Raw genomic sequence first — 16,502 nt, 5'->3', positions numbered from 1 at the left:
CGGCGGAAGCACCGCCGGTCGGCAGGAGGACCTTTCGCATCGCCTGGCCTTTATGTCAACCGTATTGTTCTTTTTATGGAACGAAACGGTGGTGCGGCGCGTCCCCATGCCGCTAGGCCGTTTGGCCGAAGGACGGCGCCAAAATGAGATGTTATAAAATAATAAAGAATCGGCGATCAGGCTTCGCCGCAATCGATTGGCACGAGACATTGCACGGGGGTAAGAGCATGAGCAATTCCAATGAGATCTTCGAGTGGGAGAGCATCACGCAGCCGTCCTATTGGGGCCGGCAGATCACCGACGCCCAGGGCCAACTGGCCATGGGGCAGATCATCGCCACAGGCGCCAACACCGTCACGATCATCCCCAACTTCTTCCAGACGGACCAATTCAGCAGTGAGGTGAAATTAAACCTCTGGAAGAATAATTACCCCTGGGACAACGAGAGCGATACGTTTGCGGAGGTGAAGCAATCCATTCTCGTGGCCAAGGAACGCGGTCTCAAGGTCGTGCTCAAGCCCCATGTGGAATCCGACAACCGCGTCTGGCGCGCCGAATTCGAGCCCACCGATCCCAAAGCCTGGTTCGACAGCTACAAGGCCATGATGGTCGAGTATGCCAAGGTGGCGCAGGAGGCTGGCGCGGAGATGATCTGCGTCGGCACCGAAATGGTCAGCATGACGGACCCGACCAAGGTCACGAGCGACGGCAAGACCTATACGGAGAAATGGGTCGAGATCATCGATGCCGTGCGGGCCGTCTATTCAGGCAAGGTCACCTATGCGGCCACCTATGACGAGGTGGTCCATGTCGGTTTCTGGGACAAGGTCGATTACATCGGAATCGACGCCTACATCCCGTCCTCGAAGATCAACAACCCGACCGTCGGTCAGATCGTCGACGCCTGGGTCAAGCCGCACTTCAATCCCTGGATCCGGGACACCCTCTATGAGGGCAAATCCGTCGTCGATTACTACAAGTCGCTGTCCGAGCGGTACGGCAAGAAAGTGATCTTCACCGAGGTCGGCTACAAGAGCATGGACGGGCACAACAAGGACCCCGGCATCTTCGGCGGCAGCGGCGAGGTCGACTTCCAGGAGCAGGTGGACTGCTACGAGGCTCTTTTCCATGTGATGGAAAATTATGGCGGGCAATGGCTCGCGGGAGCATTCCTCTGGAGCTACTACTCCTTCGAGAATCCGATGCTCCCCGTGAGCGAAGGAGGTCGGGAGGTGCCGTGGACGGACTACACCACACAGCACAAGCCTGCCAACGCAACGATCACCGAGCATTACTCAAGCCCAGCTCACAAAACGGGTCTCGTCTGGAGCGGCACGGCCGGAGCCGACAAGCTCGATGGCGGCTATCATAACGACACGCTGAACGGCGCGGGCGGGAATGACGCGCTCTGGGGAGGTGCCGGCGACGACGTTCTCGACGGCGGGGCAGGCGATCAGGACAGGGCCATCTACAGCGGCGCGCGCGCGGAGTATTCCGTCACCAAAAATCCGGACGGCTCGTTCACTGTCCTGGATAAGCGTGCAAACGGGAATGGGCGAGACATTGTCTTCGGGGTCGAAACATTCCAGTTCTCCGACGGAACCGTGTCGTTTGCGAGTGTCGCAGATAAAGCAGCAGGCAGGGTTTTGATCGGTACGAAGAAAGCGAACAAGCTTAACGGCGAGGACGGCAACGACCGGCTCTACGGCAAGAGCGGCAAGGACGTGCTGACCGGCGGCGCCGGCCAGGACATCTTCGTGTTCGACACGAAGCCGAACAAGAAGAAGAACCTGGACAAGATCAAGGACTTCTCGGTGGCCGACGACACGATCTGGCTCGACAACAAGATCTTCAAGAAGCTGGGCAAGAAGGGCTCGGAAGCCAAGCCGGCGAAGCTGAACAAGAAGTTCTTCAGCCTGGAGAAGGCGAAGGGCAAGGACGACTACCTCGTCTACAGCAAGAAGAAGGGCATCCTGTATTACGATGCCGACGGATCGGGTGCCGGCAAGGCGGTCGAGATCGCCAAGCTGTCCAAGAAGCTCAAGCTCACCGCAAACGACTTCTTCGTCGTCTGAGAGCGGCGTGCATCGCCCTCATCCCGGGGAGCGGCCGCAAGGCCGCACCTGGAACGGGGCAGAGTGTAGCGAAAGCGCCCTCGTGCAGGAGACGGGCTGCCGAAGCGATCCTCTTCAGCGCGAGGGCCGAGGGGCCGGCCTGCTCAGTGAGCCCTGGCGATGCAGAAATCGACCGTGTCGAGCAGGGCCTGCTTCATTGGGCTCTTGGGGAAGAGGGCCAGCGCGTCGCGGGCCATGGCGCCGTAATGGCGCGCCCGCTCGATGGTGTCCTCCAGGGCCCGGTGCCGGCGCATGATGGCGACGGCCTGCTCCAGGTCGGCATCCTCGATCTCGCCCTGTTCGAGCACGCGCTTCCAGAAGGCACGCTCTTCGTCGGTGCCGCGGCGGAAGGAGAGGACCACGGGCAGGGTGATCTTGCCCTCGCGGAAGTCGTCGCCCACGTTCTTGCCCAGGGTCGCGGCCTTGCCGCCATAGTCGAGCGCGTCGTCCACGAGCTGGAAGGCGATGCCCAGATTCATGCCGTAGGAGCGGCAGGCGGTCTGCTCGGCCTTGGGCCGGCCGGCGATGACGGGTCCGACCTCGCAGGCGGCGGCGAAGAGCTCCGCCGTCTTGCCGCGAATCACGGCCAGGTACTCGTCCTCGGTGGTCTCGGTGTTCTTGGCGGCCGCGAGCTGCATCACCTCGCCCTCCGCGATCACGGTCGCGGCGGCGGACAGGATGTCGAGGGCGCGTAAGGACCCGACCTCCACCATCATGCGGAAGGCTTGGCCGAGCAGGAAGTCGCCCACGAGGACGCTGGCCTCGTTGCCCCATTTGATGCGGGCGGCGATCTTGCCCCGGCGCATGTCGCTCTCGTCCACCACGTCGTCGTGGAGGAGGGTGGCCGTGTGCATGAACTCGACCGAGGCCGCGAGCTTCACGTGCCCGTCGCCCTCGTAGCCGGAAAGGCCCGCCGTCGCGAGGGTGAGCATGGGGCGCAGGCGCTTGCCGCCCGAGGAAATGAGGTGGTTGGCCACCTCCGGGATCATGGTGACCTCGGAGCCGGTGCGCGACAGGATCATCCCATTGACCCGTTCCATGTCAGCGGCCACAAGGGAGACGAGCTTTTCGATGCTCGCATTCTTCTCAGGATGCTTGTCTTCGAACGGAACGACGACGCCCACGTCTCAATACCCGGGTTGCCGGCCGGCAGGGCCGGTAGGAATATGAAGCCACCGTGGCATGGCACTTTTCATGCTGCAATGCAAACGCATGCCGTAGGGGAGGGGCAGGCGCCGATGGTCGAAATCGTCCGGACGAACGACCTCGTGCTCATCGGCTTCCTACAATCCTTGTTGGAGAACGCCAATATCCCGGTTTTCGTCGCAGACATGCATATCAGCGCCCTGGAGGGCATGATCGGCGTGTTCCCGCGCCGCATCCTCGTGCCCGAGGATCACGTGGCCCAGGCCCGCCGGCTGATCAGCGATGCCGGTCTCGAATCCGAGCTGCGGCATGCCTGACACCACGGACGATTCGCTTCTCGGCGGGCGCGTCCGGCTGGTTCAGCCCGCCAAAGGGCACCGGGCCGGCACCGATGCGGTGCTGCTCGCGGCCTCGGCGCCCGTCAAGGCTGGGGATTGGGTGGTGGATGTGGGCGCCTCCACAGGGGCGGTCGGCCTCATGGCGGCCGCGCGGGAGAGGGGCGCCCGCTACGTCTTCGTCGAGCGGGACCCGGATCTCGCGGAACTCTGCCGCCGCAATTGCGGCCTCAACGGCGTGGCAGGGGAGGTCGTCGCCATCGACGTGCTGGACAAGGCCGCACGGCTGACGGCGGGCCTGACGCCGGAAAGCGCCGACTGGGTCCTGACCAATCCGCCTTTCCTCGAAGAGGGGCAGGCCCGCATTTCGCCGGACCGCGGCAGGGCCGCCGCCCATGCCCTGCCGGCGGGCGGGCTCGAGGCCTGGCTCAGGGCCTGCACGGGTTTGCTCAAGCCGAAGGGGCGTTTCGTTCTGATTCACCGGGCCGACCGGCTCGCCGAGTGCCTGGGCCTGCTCGGCGCGGGCATGGGCGGCTTGCAGCTGCGCTTCGTGCATCCGACCGCCGGGAAGCCGGCGATCCGGTTCCTGCTGGCGGCCACCAAGGGAAGCCGTGCCCCCTTGGACGTGCTGCCCCCGGTCGTTCTCAACGGTCCGGACGGCCGCTTCACCGCCCAGGCGGAGGCGCTGCACCGGGGCGAGGTGATCCTCGCATGAAAACGGGCACCCGAAGGTGCCCGCATCGTTCGGCCTGTCGGCCTTCTTACCAGCGGCAGACCCGCACGGGACGCCGGACCCAGCCGTAATCCGTCCAGACCCGCTGCGGCCGCACGAAGCAGCGCCGACCCGCATAGACCGGGCGGCCATAGACCGGACGGGCGTAGCGATAGTGACGGTAGGGGCGGTAGTGGCGCCGGGCGCGGTAGGGCCTCCGGTACTCGTAGCGCGGCGGGCCGAACTGCACGGTGACGGCCGGGCCGCCCCAGTGCTGCCGGTAGCCGGGATAATAGGGCTGGGCCTCGGCGGGCTGGGCGGTGAAGGCGCCGAAGCCCAGGGCAAGAAGGCCGAAGAGGCCGAGAAGCAGTTTACGCATGGATGTCTCCTCAATTCCGCGCCGTGTTGCGATCTGAAAATGAAGTATCGACAGGGCTGCTGTTCATGCTGAAGGTTTAAACGGGCCCAGCTGAACGCAGTCCGACCAATTCCCTAAAGGAATGTTCATCTTGGGAAGCTGCGCCGCGCGCACTACATTCCCGTCATGAGCCAGATCACCCTCTCGACGCTGCTTCCCCAGCGCCTCCATTTTCTGCTTCCCGGCCGGCTGAGGCCGCAGGTTCCAATCGTTCCGGTGGTGCGCCTCTCGGGTCCCATCGGGGCGGTGATGCCCCTGAGGCCGGGCCTTGCCATGTCGAGCATGGCCCCGGTTCTCGAGCGCGCCTTCTCGATCAAGGGCGCCTCGGCCGTGGCCCTCGTCATCAACTCCCCCGGCGGCTCGCCGGCGCAGTCCCACCTGATCTTCCGGCGTATCCGCGCCCTGGCGGAGGAAAAGAAGGTTCCGGTCATCGCCTTCGTGGAGGATGCGGCGGCCTCGGGCGGCTACATGATCGCCTGTGCGGCGGACGAGATCTTCGCCGATCCGTCCTCGATCGTCGGCTCCATCGGGGTCGTGTCCGCCGGCTTCGGCTTCGACCGCCTCATCGAGCGCTTCGGCATCGAGCGGCGCGTGCATACGGCGGGTGAGAACAAGGCCATTCTCGACCCCTTCCGGCCCGAGGACCCCAAGGACGTGGAGCGCCTCAAGAACCTGCAGCGGCACATCCACGGCGTCTTCATCGATCTCGTGAAGTCGCGCAGGGGCGAAAAGCTCGACCAGGCCAACGGCGAACTCTTCTCCGGGGCCTTCTGGGTCGGCGAGGAGGCGAGGGGCCTCGGCCTCGTGGACGGCATCGGCGACATCCGCACGGTCCTGCGCGAGCGCTTCGGCGACAAGGTGCAGCTGCGCGTGATCGAACCGGCCCGTCAGCCGCTCCTCGCCCGTCTCCTGGGCCGCCGGCCCGGAGGCCAGACCAGCCTGATCGACCCGGCCGAGATGATCGGCGCCCTGGAGGAGCGGGCCTCCTGGTCGCGGCTGGGGCTGTAGCACCATTTCAGCCCTGGTAGTCCGAAGGACCGGGAAGGGGATTCCCTTCCCGTCCGCCGCCTCCGGCCGGGAATGACGAGGGGGCGGTCCGCCCCGGCGCTTGACTTGCGCCGCCCCAACTCCCAAGGGTTCGACAGAGATTTCCAACCACCGGACGCCGAAATGACGAGCGAAACCGCGCATATGAATCCTGCGCGCTCCTTTCAGGGGCTGATCCTCACCCTTCAGCGCTACTGGGCCGAACAGGGCTGCGTGATCCTCCAGCCCTACGACATGGAGATGGGCGCCGGCACCTTCCATCCGGCCACGACCCTGCGCGCCCTCGGGCCGAAACCCTGGCGCGCTGCCTATGTCCAGCCCTCGCGGCGCCCGAAGGACGGGCGCTACGGCGAGAACCCCAACCGGCTCCAGCACTATTACCAGTTCCAGGTCATCCTGAAGCCGAACCCGCCGGACATCCAGCAGCTCTACGTGAAGTCGCTGGAGGCCATCGGCATCGATACGGGCGTCCACGACATCCGCTTCGTCGAGGACGACTGGGAGAGCCCGACCCTCGGGGCCTGGGGCCTCGGCTGGGAGTGCTGGTGCGACGGCATGGAGGTCTCGCAGTTCACTTACTTCCAGCAGGTGGCGGGCTTCGAGTGCTCCCCCGTGGCCGGTGAGCTCACCTACGGGCTCGAGCGCCTCGCCATGTATCTCCAGGGCGTGGAATCGATCTACGACCTCAACTTCAACGGGCTGGAGGGCGATCGGAAGGTCACCTACGGCGACGTCTTCCTCCAGGCCGAGCAGGAATATTCCCGGCACAACTTCGAATATGCCGACACGGAGATGCTCTTCCGCCATTTCCGCGACGCGGAGGCCGCCTGCCGCAAGTACCTGGCGGACGGCGAGCCGAAGCCGGGCGCCAACGACAGCCGCCACCTCATGGCGCTGCCGGCCTACGACCAGTGCATCAAGGCCAGCCACATGTTCAACCTGCTCGACGCCCGCGGCGTGATCTCCGTCACCGAGCGCCAGAGCTACATCCTGCGCGTCCGCGAGCTGGCCAAGGCCTGCGGCGCCGCATGGCTGAAGACCGAGGGCGGGGGCGTGGCCGCTTGAGGCGGCGTGCTCCTTCGATCCCTTCCTTCCTCGATTTCAAAGTCCTGTCATGCCCGACCTTCTCCTTGAACTCTTCTCCGAAGAAATCCCCGCCCGGATGCAGCGCCGTGCGGCGGAGGATCTGAAGAAGCTCGTCACCGATGCGCTCGTGGAGCGCGGCTTCGTCTACGAGGGCGCCAAGGCCTTCGCGACCCCGCGCCGGCTCGCGCTCCATGTGGCGGGCCTGCCCGTGAAGGGGCAGGACGTGCGCGAGGAGCGCAAAGGCCCCCGCGTCGGCGCACCCGAGGCGGCGGTTCAGGGCTTTCTGAAAGGAGCGGGGCTGACCTCGCTCGAACAGGCGAAGATCGAGAGCGACCCCAAGAAGGGCGAGTTCTACGTGGCCGTCATCGAGAAGCCCGGCCGCACCACCCAGGACGTGCTGGCGGAGATCGTGCCCCAGATCGTCAAGACCTTCCCCTGGCCGAAATCCATGCGCTGGGGCGCAGCCTCGAAGGACCCCGGCTCGCTCCGCTGGGTGCGCCCGCTGCAATCCATCGTCTGCACCTTCGGGCCCGAGACGGAGGACCCCGAAGTGGTGCATTTCGAGGTCGACGGCATCGCCTCCGGCGACGTCACCCACGGCCACCGCTTCCTGTCGCCGGGCGCTTTCCGGGTGAAGCGCTTCGACGACTACGCGCCGGCGCTGGAGCGCGCCAAGGTCGTGCTCGATGCAGACCGCCGCAAGGACATCATTCTCCACGACGCGCGGGACCTCGCTTTCGCGCAGGGACTCGAACTCGTGGAGGACGAGGGGCTTTTGGAGGAGGTCGCCGGCCTCGTGGAATGGCCGGTGGTGCTCATGGGCTCCTTCGACGAGGCCTTCCTGGACATTCCGCCGGAGGTGATCCGCACCACGATCCGCGCCAACCAGAAGTGCTTCGTGCTGCGCGATCCCAAGACCGGCAAGCTGGCCAACAGGTTCCTGCTGACCTCGAACCTCGTCGCCAAGGACGGCGGCAAGACCATCGTGGGCGGCAACGAGCGCGTGGTGCGCGCGCGTCTCTCCGACGCCAAGTTCTTCTGGGAAACGGACCAGAGGGTGAAGCTGGAGGACCGGCTCGACAAGCTGAAATCCATCGTCTTCCATGAGAAGCTCGGCACCCAGCACGAGCGCGTGGAGCGCATCGCGGCCTTGGCGCGCAACCTCGCTCCCATCGTGGGCGCCGATCCCGAACTGGCCGAGCGCGCCGCGCGCCTCGCCAAGGCCGACCTCGTCACCGAGATGGTGGGCGAGTTCCCCGAGCTTCAGGGCCTGATGGGCCGCTACTACGCGACGCTGCAGGGCGAGAACCCGTCCGTCGCGGCGGCCGTCGAGGAGCACTACAAGCCGCTGGGCCCCTCCGACCGGGTGCCGACCGATCCGGTTTCGGTGGCTGTGGCGCTTGCCGACAAGATCGACACGCTGGTGGGCTTCTGGGCCATCGACGAGAAGCCGACGGGATCGAAGGATCCGTATGCCCTGCGCCGCGCGGCTTTGGGCGTGATCCGGCTGGTGCTGGAGAACGACATTCGCCTGCATTTCGTGCAGCAGGTCATGAAGAGCCGCGCCTTCGCCGCCGCCGAGGCGAATGAAGGCGTCGCGGCCGATCTCCTCTCCTTCTTCGCCGACCGCCTGAAGGTCTATCTCCGCGACCAGGGCGCCCGGCACGACCTCATCGACGCCGTGTTCGCGCTTCCGGGCCAGGACGACCTTCTCATGATCGTCCGGCGCGTGGAGGCGCTGGGCCGCTTCCTCGACACGGAGGACGGGGCGAATCTCCTCGCCGGATACCGCCGCGCGGCGAATATCCTGCGGATCGAGGAGAAGAAGGACGGGCGCTCGTACAGCGAGGCGCCGGATCTCGAAATCGTGAATGCGCAGGGCCAGATCGAGGAGAAGGCCCTGGCGGTGGTTCTGCACGGAGCGCGGCAGGAAGCGGCCGTCGCGGTCGAGAACGAGGATTTCGAGGGCGCCATGCGCGCTTTGTCGCGCCTGCGCCAGCCCGTGGACGCCTTTTTCGACAAAGTGACCGTGAATGCGGAGGATTCCGCCTTGCGCGAGAACCGCTTGAAGCTCCTCAACGCCTTCCGCGAGGCCACCCGGGCGGTGGCCGATTTCTCCCGGATCGAGGGCTGAGCTCACATTCGAGTCCGGCTGTTGCAAGCAGGGCACAGCCAGACTCGTTACTTCGCGTTAGGCAGGGGCAACTCCGTTACCCTGTCTTGGGACAGCCGATGCTCACTCGACGTCTTCTGCTCGGCGCAATCGCCATTGCGCCTCTCGCTGCCTGCCAGTCCATCCAGCAGCCTCCCCAGGCCGCGGCGGAAGCCGATCCCTATGCGGGTTGGTATATCGGCTCCATGCCGGACAAGCCGCACAACGTGCCGCTGGTCGACCGCAGCAGGATGGACCCGAAATACGCCCGGCAGACCGTGGCCTATAACGGCCCCGAGAAGCCGGGCTCCATCGTCGTCCATATCGACGAGCGGATGCTCTATCTCGTGCAGGCCGACAACAAGGCGATTCGCTACGGCGTCGGCGTCGGCAAGCAGGGCTTCTCCTGGAAGGGCACCGCGACGGTCGGCCGCAAGGGCGTGTGGCCGGCCTGGTCGCCGACCACCACCATGGTGAGCCTCAAGCCCGACCTGCCGCGCCACGTGGAGGCCGGTCTCGACAATCCGCTCGGCGCCCGCGCCCTCTACCTGCACCAGAACGGCGCCGACACGCTCTTCCGCATCCACGGCACCAACGAGCCCTGGAGCATCGGCGAGCAGGTCTCCTCCGGCTGCGTGCGCATGCTGAACGAGGACATCGTCGATCTCTACGAGCGCGTGCCCGTCGGAACCACCGTTTACGTGAAGCGCAACGGGCGCTACCGGGTCTGAGGCCTGCCCACTGTCTGAGGGTCAAACGATGCTCGGGAGCATACTCAAGTCCACGGGCATCGTCATTCTCTACGCGCTTGTGAGCGGCCTCGCGTCGTTCCTTGCAGCTGACGTACTCGCTCGTTACTTCGTCGACCCTTACGCGGCCATTCTTTATTACCAACCGATCCTATGGGTGGTTCTCTTCCTTCTTCTCCTCGCGACTAGGAGAGGGCGCCTCATTCCTGTCCTGGAAAGCTGGCATAGCTACTGGATAGCACCAGTCTGCTTCCTTGTTATTTATCTCTGTTTCTTCGTGCTCTATCTGTTCTAAGCAAAACGACAATGGCCTGCCACTCTCTTAGCGTCAACGTGAGCTGTGACTAGCTGGCCCGTGCGCTGATAGGGCCCATCGGTCACTCTTATGGGGCAACGGATTTTCACCGGAACTGACAAACCCTGTATAAATGATTTGTCTTGGCCGAGCCTGTCCCGGCCATTAGGCGAAGCGTCGTGTTCCCGGCGTCATTCCGGGGCGAGCGGAGCGGAGCCCGGAATGACGCCGGGCGTGAAGACGGCGGAGCGCCTTGGTTTCTTAGACTAAGGAACCTTGGCCGTTCAGGTTGCGTTTTGGTCCCGCATGCTTCAAGCCTTCACCTGCGCTTCAGCAGGACGAAAAGCCAAAAGGGTCGAGCGATGACGCAGTGGGTCTACACCTTCGGTGACGGAAAAGCCGAGGGCGAGGCGGGGATGAAGAATCTCCTGGGCGGCAAGGGCGCCAACCTCGCCGAGATGTCCAATCTCGGGCTGCCCGTTCCTCCGGGCTTCACCATCACGACCGAGGTCTGCACCTACTATTACGACCATGGCCGCTCCTATCCGCAGGAGTTGAAGGACCAGGTCGCGAAGGCGCTGAGCTATGTGGGCGGCCTCACGGGCCGCACTTTCGGCGATGCCGCCAACCCGCTTCTCGTCTCCGTCCGCTCCGGCGCCCGCGCCTCGATGCCGGGCATGATGGACACCGTCCTCAATCTCGGCCTCAACGACACCACCGTGGACGCGGTCGCGAAGGACGCCAACGACGAGCGCTTCGCCTACGATTCCTATCGCCGCTTCATCACCATGTACTCGAACGTCGTGCTCGGGATCGAGCACCACCATTTCGAGGAAGTTCTCGACGAGTACAAGGACCGCCGCGGCTACACCCTCGATACGGATATGACCGCCGACGACTGGAAGTCCCTGCTTCCGCGCTACAAGAGCATCGTCGAGAAGGAGCTGGGCAAGCCCTTCCCGCAGGACCCGCACGAGCAGCTCTGGGGCGCCATCGGGGCCGTGTTCGGCTCCTGGATGAACAACCGCGCCATCAAGTACCGCGAACTCCACGGCATTCCGGCGAGCTGGGGCACGGCCGTGAACGTGCAGGCCATGGTCTTCGGCAACATGGGCGAGACCTCGGCCACCGGCGTCGCCTTCACGCGCAATCCCTCCACCGGCGAAAAGGAGCTCTACGGCGAGTTCCTCATCAACGCCCAGGGCGAGGACGTGGTGGCGGGCATCCGCACCCCGCAGGACATCACCGAGAAGGCGCGGGTGGCGTCGGGCTCCGACAGGCCTTCCATGGAACGGGCCATGCCGGAGGCCTATGCCGAGCTGGTGCGCATCTACGGCATTCTCGAAAAGCACTACCGTGACATGCAGGACATGGAATTCACGGTCGAGAAGGGCAAGCTCTGGATGCTCCAGACCCGCAACGGCAAGCGCACCGCGAAGGCGGCCCTGCGCATCGCGGTGGAGCTGGCATCCGAGGGGCTGATCTCGCAGGAGGAGGCGGTGAACCGCGTCGAGCCCGCGGCCCTCGACCAGCTTCTCCATCCCACCATCGATCCCAAGGCCGAGCGCCGGATCCTGGCCACCGGCCTGCCGGCCTCTCCGGGCGCGGCCTCGGGCGCCATCGTGTTCAACTCGGACGATGCCGAAGCCGCCAAGAAGGCCGGCCACAAGGTCATCCTCGTGCGCGTCGAGACGAGCCCCGAGGACATCCACGGCATGCACGCGGCCGAGGGCATTCTCACCACCCGCGGCGGCATGACGTCCCACGCGGCGGTGGTCGCGCGCGGCATGGGCAAGCCCTGCGTGTCGGGCGCGGGCTCGATCCGCGTCGATTACGCCTCCCAGACCCTCACGGTCGCGGGCCAGGCCCTGAAGAAGGGCGAGGTCATCACCATCGACGGTTCGAACGGCCAAGTGCTGCTCGGCCAGGTGAAGATGCTGGAGCCCGAGCTGTCCGGCGAGTTCGCCACCCTCATGGGCTGGGCCGACAAGGTGCGCCGCATGAAGGTGCGCGCCAATGCGGAGACGCCGCTCGACGCCCGGACCGCGCGCAATTTCGGCGCCGAGGGCATCGGCCTGTGCCGCACGGAGCACATGTTCTTCGAGGGCGACCGCATCGTCGCGGTGCGCGAGATGATCCTCGCCGACGACGAGGCCGGCCGCCGCGCGGCGCTCGCCAAGCTGCTGCCCATGCAGCGCAAGGACTTCGCTGAACTCTTCACGATCATGAGCGGCCTGCCGGTCACGATCCGCCTGCTCGATCCGCCGCTGCACGAGTTCCTGCCGCACTCGGAAGCCGAGATGCAGGAGGTCGCGAAGGCCATGAACGCATCGGTGGAGAAGCTGAGGCACCGGGCGCGCGAACTGCACGAGTTCAACCCCATGCTCGGCTTCCGCGGCGTGCGCCTCGCCATCGCCTATCCGGAGATCGCCGAGATGCAGGCCCGCGCCGTCTTCGAGGCGGCGGTGGAGGCCGGCCGCGCCACGGGCGAGCCGGTGGTGCCCGAGATCATGGTGCCCCTCGTCATGACCAAGGCCGAGCTCGACCTGGTGAAGGCGCGCATCGTCGCCATGGCGGAGGCGGTCGCGAAGGAAACGGGCGTCACCGTGGAGTATCAGGTCGGCACGATGATCGAGCTGCCGCGCGCTGCCCTGCGCGCGGGCGAGATCGCGGAGGCCGCGGAGTTCTTCTCCTTCGGCACCAACGACCTGACGCAGACCGCGCTCGGCATCTCGCGCGACGACGCCGCGTCGTTCCTGGGCTCCTACACGAGCAAGGGCATTCTCGCGGCCGATCCGTTCGTCACCATCGACCAGGAGGGCGTCGGCGAACTGATCCGGATCGCGGTGGAGCGCGGCAAGCACACCCGCAACGGCATCAAGCTCGGCATCTGCGGCGAGCATGGCGGCGACCCGGCCTCGATCCATTTCTGCCAGGAGACGGGTCTCGACTACGTCTCCTGTTCGCCCTACCGCGTGCCGATCGCCCGCCTCGCGGCGGCGCAGGCGGCGCTCGGCGTCAAGGCCGCGAGCCAAGCCTGATGGCGCTCTCCCGCAGCAGGCTGCTTTACATCGCCGCGATGATCGTCACGGGCGTCGTGATCGGATGGGTCGCGGCGCAGAACCCGACATGGCAGGAGGCGGCGATCACGCCCGCCGCCTGGCCGTTCGTGGTTTCTCTGGTTCTCGACATCGTCATCGGCCAGGCGGCTGCCCGAGGCAAGGCGGAGCCCCTCACCATGGGCGACCGCTTCGTCGGCGTCCTGGGCGCGGGCCTCATCGTCACCGCATTCCTGGCTATCGGAACCTGAGACGGAAATAGGGGAAGGGGCACATGCACAAGGGTTCGTGCCATTGCGGCAAGGTGGCGTTCGAGGTCGAGGCCGATCTCGACCAGGTCATCGAATGCAACTGCTCCCATTGCCGGCGGAAGGGCTATCTCCTGACCTTCGTGCCGCGCGGCGCACTGACGATCCTGCGCGGCGAGGAGGATCTCGCGACCTACACCTTCAACACCCACACCATCCAGCACCGGTTCTGCTCGACCTGCGGCTGCGCGCCCTTCGGCGAGGGCAAGAAGCCGACCGGCGAGGCGACGGCGGCGATCAACGTGCGCTGCCTGGAGGATGTGGAGCTGTCCGAGCTCGAGCTCGTCCCGGTGGACGGGCGGAACTTCTGACGGCGTGCAGACGCACGTTCACCTCTCCCTGAGGAGAGGTGAGACGCAGTGCCTGCGAGGCTGCAGGGCCGTCATGTCCTATGCGGTCGCCGCCTGCGACCGGCGCAGGCCGACATACTGGAACTCCGCATACATCAGCACCACCAGGCCTTGAGCGATCACGAAGGCATAGCCGGCCCGTGTCGGCTCGACCCAGCCGCTCACGAGAAGCAGCGCGCTGTCCGCCACCCACAGGGCATTGCCGATCACGACGGCCCAGACGAGGGGGCGCTGCAGGTGGCTGCGCAGGCCCATATAGGCGAGGAGCGCCGCATAGGGCACGAGCACCGCGCCCACGAGGCGCAGGAGCATCTCCGGCAGGCCGAGAAGGCCGCTCAAGGGGCCGGCGGCCAGCACCATCAGCACGGCGAAGGCGGCGCTGGTCGAAGCGTCGGCGAGCAGGGCCTGGCGGAGAAGCGGGGAGGGGATGATCGTCGGCATGGCAGGTTCCTCTTGGCTCGGTTGAGGTCCATGGCGGGAAGGGCCATCGACCGTGCCTGAAGGATTGCGCCGCCCGTGCGGCCCGTCGATTACCTCGGAGGTCATTGGAAGATGATCCTGCCTCGGGCTATCGTCCGGCCATGATGAACACGAATTCCACGAAACCGGTCGGCGACCATATCCGCGAATGGCGCCAGCGCCGCCGCATGAGCCAGCTCGATCTGGCGCTCGAGGCCGACATCTCCACCCGGCATCTCAGCTTCCTGGAGACCGGCCGCTCGCAGCCCAGCCGCGAGATGGTGCTGCATCTGGCCGAGAAGCTCGACATGCCCCTGCGGGAGCGCAACATCATGCTGGTCTCGGCAGGCTATGCGCCGGTCTATTCGCAGAAATCCCTCGACGATCCGGAACTGCGCAGCGCGCGCCAAGCGGTCGATCTGGTGCTCAAGGGGCACGATCCCTATCCCGCGCTGGCGGTGGACCGGCACTGGCACCTGATCGCCGCGAACGATGCGCTGTTTCCGCTGATCGGCGATGTCGATCCGGCGCTCCTCAAGCCGCCGGTGAACGTGCTGCGCCTGAGCGTGCACCCCGCCGGGATTGCCCGGCGCATCGTGAACTTTACCGAATGGCGCAACCACCTCGTGACGCGCCTGCGCCACCAGGTGGACGTGACGGGCGACGCGGTTCTGTCCGGCCTGATGGAGGAGCTGAGCGCCTATCCGATACCCGATGCCGCGCGGCGCGGGCCTGCGCCGGCCGATCATTATGCCGGCGTCGTCGTGCCCCTGAAACTGACGGTACCCGAGGGCGTGCTGACCCTGTTCAGCACGACCACGGTCTTCGGCACGCCCGTCGACGTGACCCTGTCGGAGCTCGCCATCGAGGCCTTTTTCCCCGCCGATGCGGAGACCGCGCTTCTCCTGCGGCGCATGGCCGAGGGGCGGGGGAATCCCGGGCCTTAACCCCCCATCAACCTTAAAGGGCGATAACCATACCGAGCCGGAGCATTCCCGAGGGATGCTCCACTGGCGGGTTCCGGTAGGGTGTGGTCGCGTGCGTATACATTATCGTCGCTCTCGGGTCAGATGGATTTGCGCAACCACGGCGCCCTGGGCTCTTGCGGCCGGTCTTTTGGTGTCCTTCACCGCGTCGGCGAGCAACGATCCCCAGTCCGGCGTGAGCTTTGCCCCGCGTGGCGCGATGGCCCGCCTGGCGGGGACGAACCTCGTGCCCTCCATTCCAGCCGACAGCCGCGCTGATTTGGGCGTGCTCAGGACGCTTCCCCGCTACGATCTGCCGGACGACCTCGTGAACGGCTCGCCGCTCCAGGACGAGACGAAGAAGGACGCCGGCGCCCTTCCGGCGGTCGAGCGCGCCCGCAAGGGCGATCCGCTGGTCCAGCCCCGCATCACCCTGTCCCGCCGCGCGGGCGAACTGCGCCCGATGCTCCAACAGGCCGGGACGCGGCTGCTCTTCGGTCAGGACGAGCGGCTCCTGCCGCCGACGATTCTCATGGAAGGCAAGCTCGAAGGCCCCGAGATGGAGCAGGATTTCGAGCCCTGGGAGGCGCCCGAATACACCACGACCCGCCGGGCGAGCTCCGTGCAATCGCCGGCCGCGGCGGCCGCCGGCTCGACGGGCGCCGCAGGAAGCGCCACGACCCCGACCGTGCGCCGCGCCGTGGCCCTGTCCTCGACCACGCCCGCGCCGGTCGATTCCACCCCCATCGAGATCGCCGCCGCGCCGGTCTCCCTGCAATCGCCGCGCCTCGATCGCAACGGCGGCTTCGACGGCACCGTGGTTCCCAAGGACGACGACCGGCCCCGCTATGCGGACCTGATCGATCCCGACGACCTGAGCAAGGAGCAGCGCTGCCTCGCCGAGGCGGTCTATTTCGAGGCCCGCAGCGAGCCGGAAGAGGGGCAGGCGGCGGTCGCGCAGGTGGTCCTGAACCGGGTGAAGAGCGGTCTCTACCCGTCCTCCGTCTGCGGCGTGGTCTACCAGAACCGCCACCGCCATCTCGCCTGCCAGTTCACCTTCGCCTGCGAGGGCAAGAAGCTGCGCATCGGCGAGTCCGAATCCTGGGAGCGGGCCAAGCGCGTCGCGAGCGCCGTGCTCGAAGGCAAGACCTATCTGGCGGAGGTGGGCGGATCGACCCACTACCACGCCAACTACGTGCGCCCCTACTGGGCGCGCCGCCTGAAGAAGATGGACGTGATCGGCCGCCACATCTTCTATAAGCTGCGGCCGGGGCAGACCTGAGCAAGCTTGTCCGTTCGGTGCGCTG

Annotated in this window: 15 protein-coding genes; 12 read left to right on the top strand and 3 right to left on the bottom strand. The window is 66.1% G+C overall.

Annotated elements, in window-relative coordinates:
• Positions 1–227 precede the first annotated feature (227 nt).
• Positions 228–2,075 (top strand): glycoside hydrolase family 113, encoded by a 1,848-nt coding sequence (locus LGR44_RS08925; RefSeq protein ID WP_226739517.1) that lies wholly within the window; start codon positions 228–230, stop codon positions 2,073–2,075.
• Between the two features lie 143 nt (positions 2,076–2,218).
• Here the strand turns inward: LGR44_RS08925 and LGR44_RS08920 are convergent, their stop codons facing one another.
• Positions 2,219–3,238 carry a polyprenyl synthetase family protein gene (locus LGR44_RS08920; RefSeq protein WP_226739515.1) on the bottom strand — a complete coding sequence of 340 codons (1,020 nt, stop codon included), beginning with the start codon at positions 3,236–3,238 and terminating at the stop codon, positions 2,219–2,221.
• Positions 3,239–3,352: 114 nt separating this feature from the next.
• Between LGR44_RS08920 and LGR44_RS08915 the strand changes: the two genes are divergently transcribed.
• The gene (locus tag LGR44_RS08915; RefSeq protein ID WP_226739513.1) at positions 3,353–3,577 is read left to right on the top strand and encodes a putative signal transducing protein; all 225 of its coding nucleotides are present in this window, start codon (positions 3,353–3,355) and stop codon (positions 3,575–3,577) included.
• A complete protein-coding gene (locus LGR44_RS08910; RefSeq protein ID WP_226739511.1) occupies positions 3,570–4,310 on the top strand; it encodes a tRNA1(Val) (adenine(37)-N6)-methyltransferase in 741 nt (246 codons plus the stop codon). The genes LGR44_RS08915 and LGR44_RS08910 overlap by 8 nt, the downstream gene beginning before the upstream one ends.
• A gap of 46 nt (positions 4,311–4,356) precedes the next feature.
• On the opposite strand, the gene LGR44_RS08905 is transcribed toward LGR44_RS08910, so the two are convergent.
• Complete coding sequence (locus LGR44_RS08905; protein WP_226739509.1) at positions 4,357–4,686, bottom strand: hypothetical protein; 330 nt, start codon at positions 4,684–4,686, stop codon at positions 4,357–4,359.
• A gap of 165 nt (positions 4,687–4,851) precedes the next feature.
• Between LGR44_RS08905 and LGR44_RS08900 the strand changes: the two genes are divergently transcribed.
• The 7 genes from LGR44_RS08900 (at position 4,852) to LGR44_RS08870 (ending at position 13,732) form a co-directional block, all read left to right on the top strand.
• Positions 4,852–5,733, top strand: coding sequence for a S49 family peptidase (locus tag LGR44_RS08900; RefSeq protein ID WP_226739508.1), 882 nt, complete (start codon positions 4,852–4,854; stop codon positions 5,731–5,733).
• A 162-nt stretch (positions 5,734–5,895) separates the two neighbouring features.
• Positions 5,896–6,837, top strand: coding sequence for a glycine--tRNA ligase subunit alpha (locus LGR44_RS08895; RefSeq protein WP_226739506.1), 942 nt, complete (start codon positions 5,896–5,898; stop codon positions 6,835–6,837).
• 49 nt (positions 6,838–6,886) lie between these two features.
• Complete coding sequence (gene glyS, locus LGR44_RS08890; RefSeq protein WP_226739504.1) at positions 6,887–8,992, top strand: glycine--tRNA ligase subunit beta; 2,106 nt, start codon at positions 6,887–6,889, stop codon at positions 8,990–8,992.
• Between the two features lie 98 nt (positions 8,993–9,090).
• On the top strand, positions 9,091–9,741 hold the full coding sequence (locus LGR44_RS08885) for a L,D-transpeptidase (RefSeq protein ID WP_226739502.1): 651 nt from the start codon (positions 9,091–9,093) through the stop codon (positions 9,739–9,741).
• 675 nt (positions 9,742–10,416) lie between these two features.
• Complete coding sequence (gene ppdK / locus LGR44_RS08880; protein WP_226739500.1) at positions 10,417–13,095, top strand: pyruvate, phosphate dikinase; 2,679 nt, start codon at positions 10,417–10,419, stop codon at positions 13,093–13,095.
• Positions 13,095–13,364: a hypothetical protein gene (locus tag LGR44_RS08875; RefSeq protein WP_226739498.1), complete on the top strand. Its 270-nt coding sequence runs from the start codon at positions 13,095–13,097 to the stop codon at positions 13,362–13,364. Before ppdK ends, LGR44_RS08875 begins: the two co-directional genes overlap by 1 nt.
• Positions 13,365–13,387: 23 nt before the next feature.
• Entirely contained in the window at positions 13,388–13,732 is a 345-nt protein-coding gene (locus LGR44_RS08870) for a GFA family protein (RefSeq protein ID WP_226739496.1), read from the top strand.
• Between the two features lie 78 nt (positions 13,733–13,810).
• Here the strand turns inward: LGR44_RS08870 and LGR44_RS08865 are convergent, their stop codons facing one another.
• Entirely contained in the window at positions 13,811–14,212 is a 402-nt protein-coding gene (locus LGR44_RS08865; protein ID WP_226739494.1) for a hypothetical protein, read from the bottom strand.
• Between the two features lie 143 nt (positions 14,213–14,355).
• Here LGR44_RS08865 and LGR44_RS08860 point away from each other — a divergent pair, with 143 nt between their 5' ends.
• Together LGR44_RS08860 and LGR44_RS08855 are read left to right on the top strand one after the other, a co-directional pair.
• On the top strand, positions 14,356–15,177 hold the full coding sequence (locus LGR44_RS08860) for a helix-turn-helix domain-containing protein (protein WP_226740172.1): 822 nt from the start codon (positions 14,356–14,358) through the stop codon (positions 15,175–15,177).
• A 172-nt stretch (positions 15,178–15,349) separates the two neighbouring features.
• Complete coding sequence (locus LGR44_RS08855) at positions 15,350–16,477, top strand: cell wall hydrolase (RefSeq protein WP_226739492.1); 1,128 nt, start codon at positions 15,350–15,352, stop codon at positions 16,475–16,477.
• Positions 16,478–16,502 lie beyond the last annotated feature (25 nt).

Origin of the sequence: Microvirga lenta (assembly GCF_020532555.1) — a bacterium.
Taxonomy (GTDB): Bacteria; Pseudomonadota; Alphaproteobacteria; order Rhizobiales; family Beijerinckiaceae; genus Microvirga; species Microvirga lenta.
Note: the sequence above shows the minus strand (reverse complement) of the source record. Positions and strands in the feature narration are given on the sequence as shown.

Bases quoted from the DNA above. Each gene is read 5' to 3' on its own strand.
- LGR44_RS08925 (WP_226739517.1), top strand. From the start codon at position 228: ATGAGCAATTCCAATGAGATCTTCGAGTGGGAGAGCATCACGCAGCCG.
- LGR44_RS08915 (WP_226739513.1), top strand. From the start codon at position 3,353: ATGGTCGAAATCGTCCGGACGAACGACCTCGTGCTCATCGGCTTCCTA.
- LGR44_RS08910 (WP_226739511.1), top strand. From the start codon at position 3,570: ATGCCTGACACCACGGACGATTCGCTTCTCGGCGGGCGCGTCCGGCTG.
- LGR44_RS08905 (WP_226739509.1), bottom strand. From the start codon at position 4,686: ATGCGTAAACTGCTTCTCGGCCTCTTCGGCCTTCTTGCCCTGGGCTTC.
- LGR44_RS08900 (WP_226739508.1), top strand. From the start codon at position 4,852: ATGAGCCAGATCACCCTCTCGACGCTGCTTCCCCAGCGCCTCCATTTT.
- LGR44_RS08895 (WP_226739506.1), top strand. From the start codon at position 5,896: ATGACGAGCGAAACCGCGCATATGAATCCTGCGCGCTCCTTTCAGGGG.
- glyS (WP_226739504.1), top strand. From the start codon at position 6,887: ATGCCCGACCTTCTCCTTGAACTCTTCTCCGAAGAAATCCCCGCCCGG.
- LGR44_RS08885 (WP_226739502.1), top strand. From the start codon at position 9,091: ATGCTCACTCGACGTCTTCTGCTCGGCGCAATCGCCATTGCGCCTCTC.
- ppdK (WP_226739500.1), top strand. From the start codon at position 10,417: ATGACGCAGTGGGTCTACACCTTCGGTGACGGAAAAGCCGAGGGCGAG.
- LGR44_RS08875 (WP_226739498.1), top strand. From the start codon at position 13,095: ATGGCGCTCTCCCGCAGCAGGCTGCTTTACATCGCCGCGATGATCGTC.
- LGR44_RS08870 (WP_226739496.1), top strand. From the start codon at position 13,388: ATGCACAAGGGTTCGTGCCATTGCGGCAAGGTGGCGTTCGAGGTCGAG.
- LGR44_RS08865 (WP_226739494.1), bottom strand. From the start codon at position 14,212: ATGCCGACGATCATCCCCTCCCCGCTTCTCCGCCAGGCCCTGCTCGCC.
- LGR44_RS08860 (WP_226740172.1), top strand. From the start codon at position 14,356: ATGAACACGAATTCCACGAAACCGGTCGGCGACCATATCCGCGAATGG.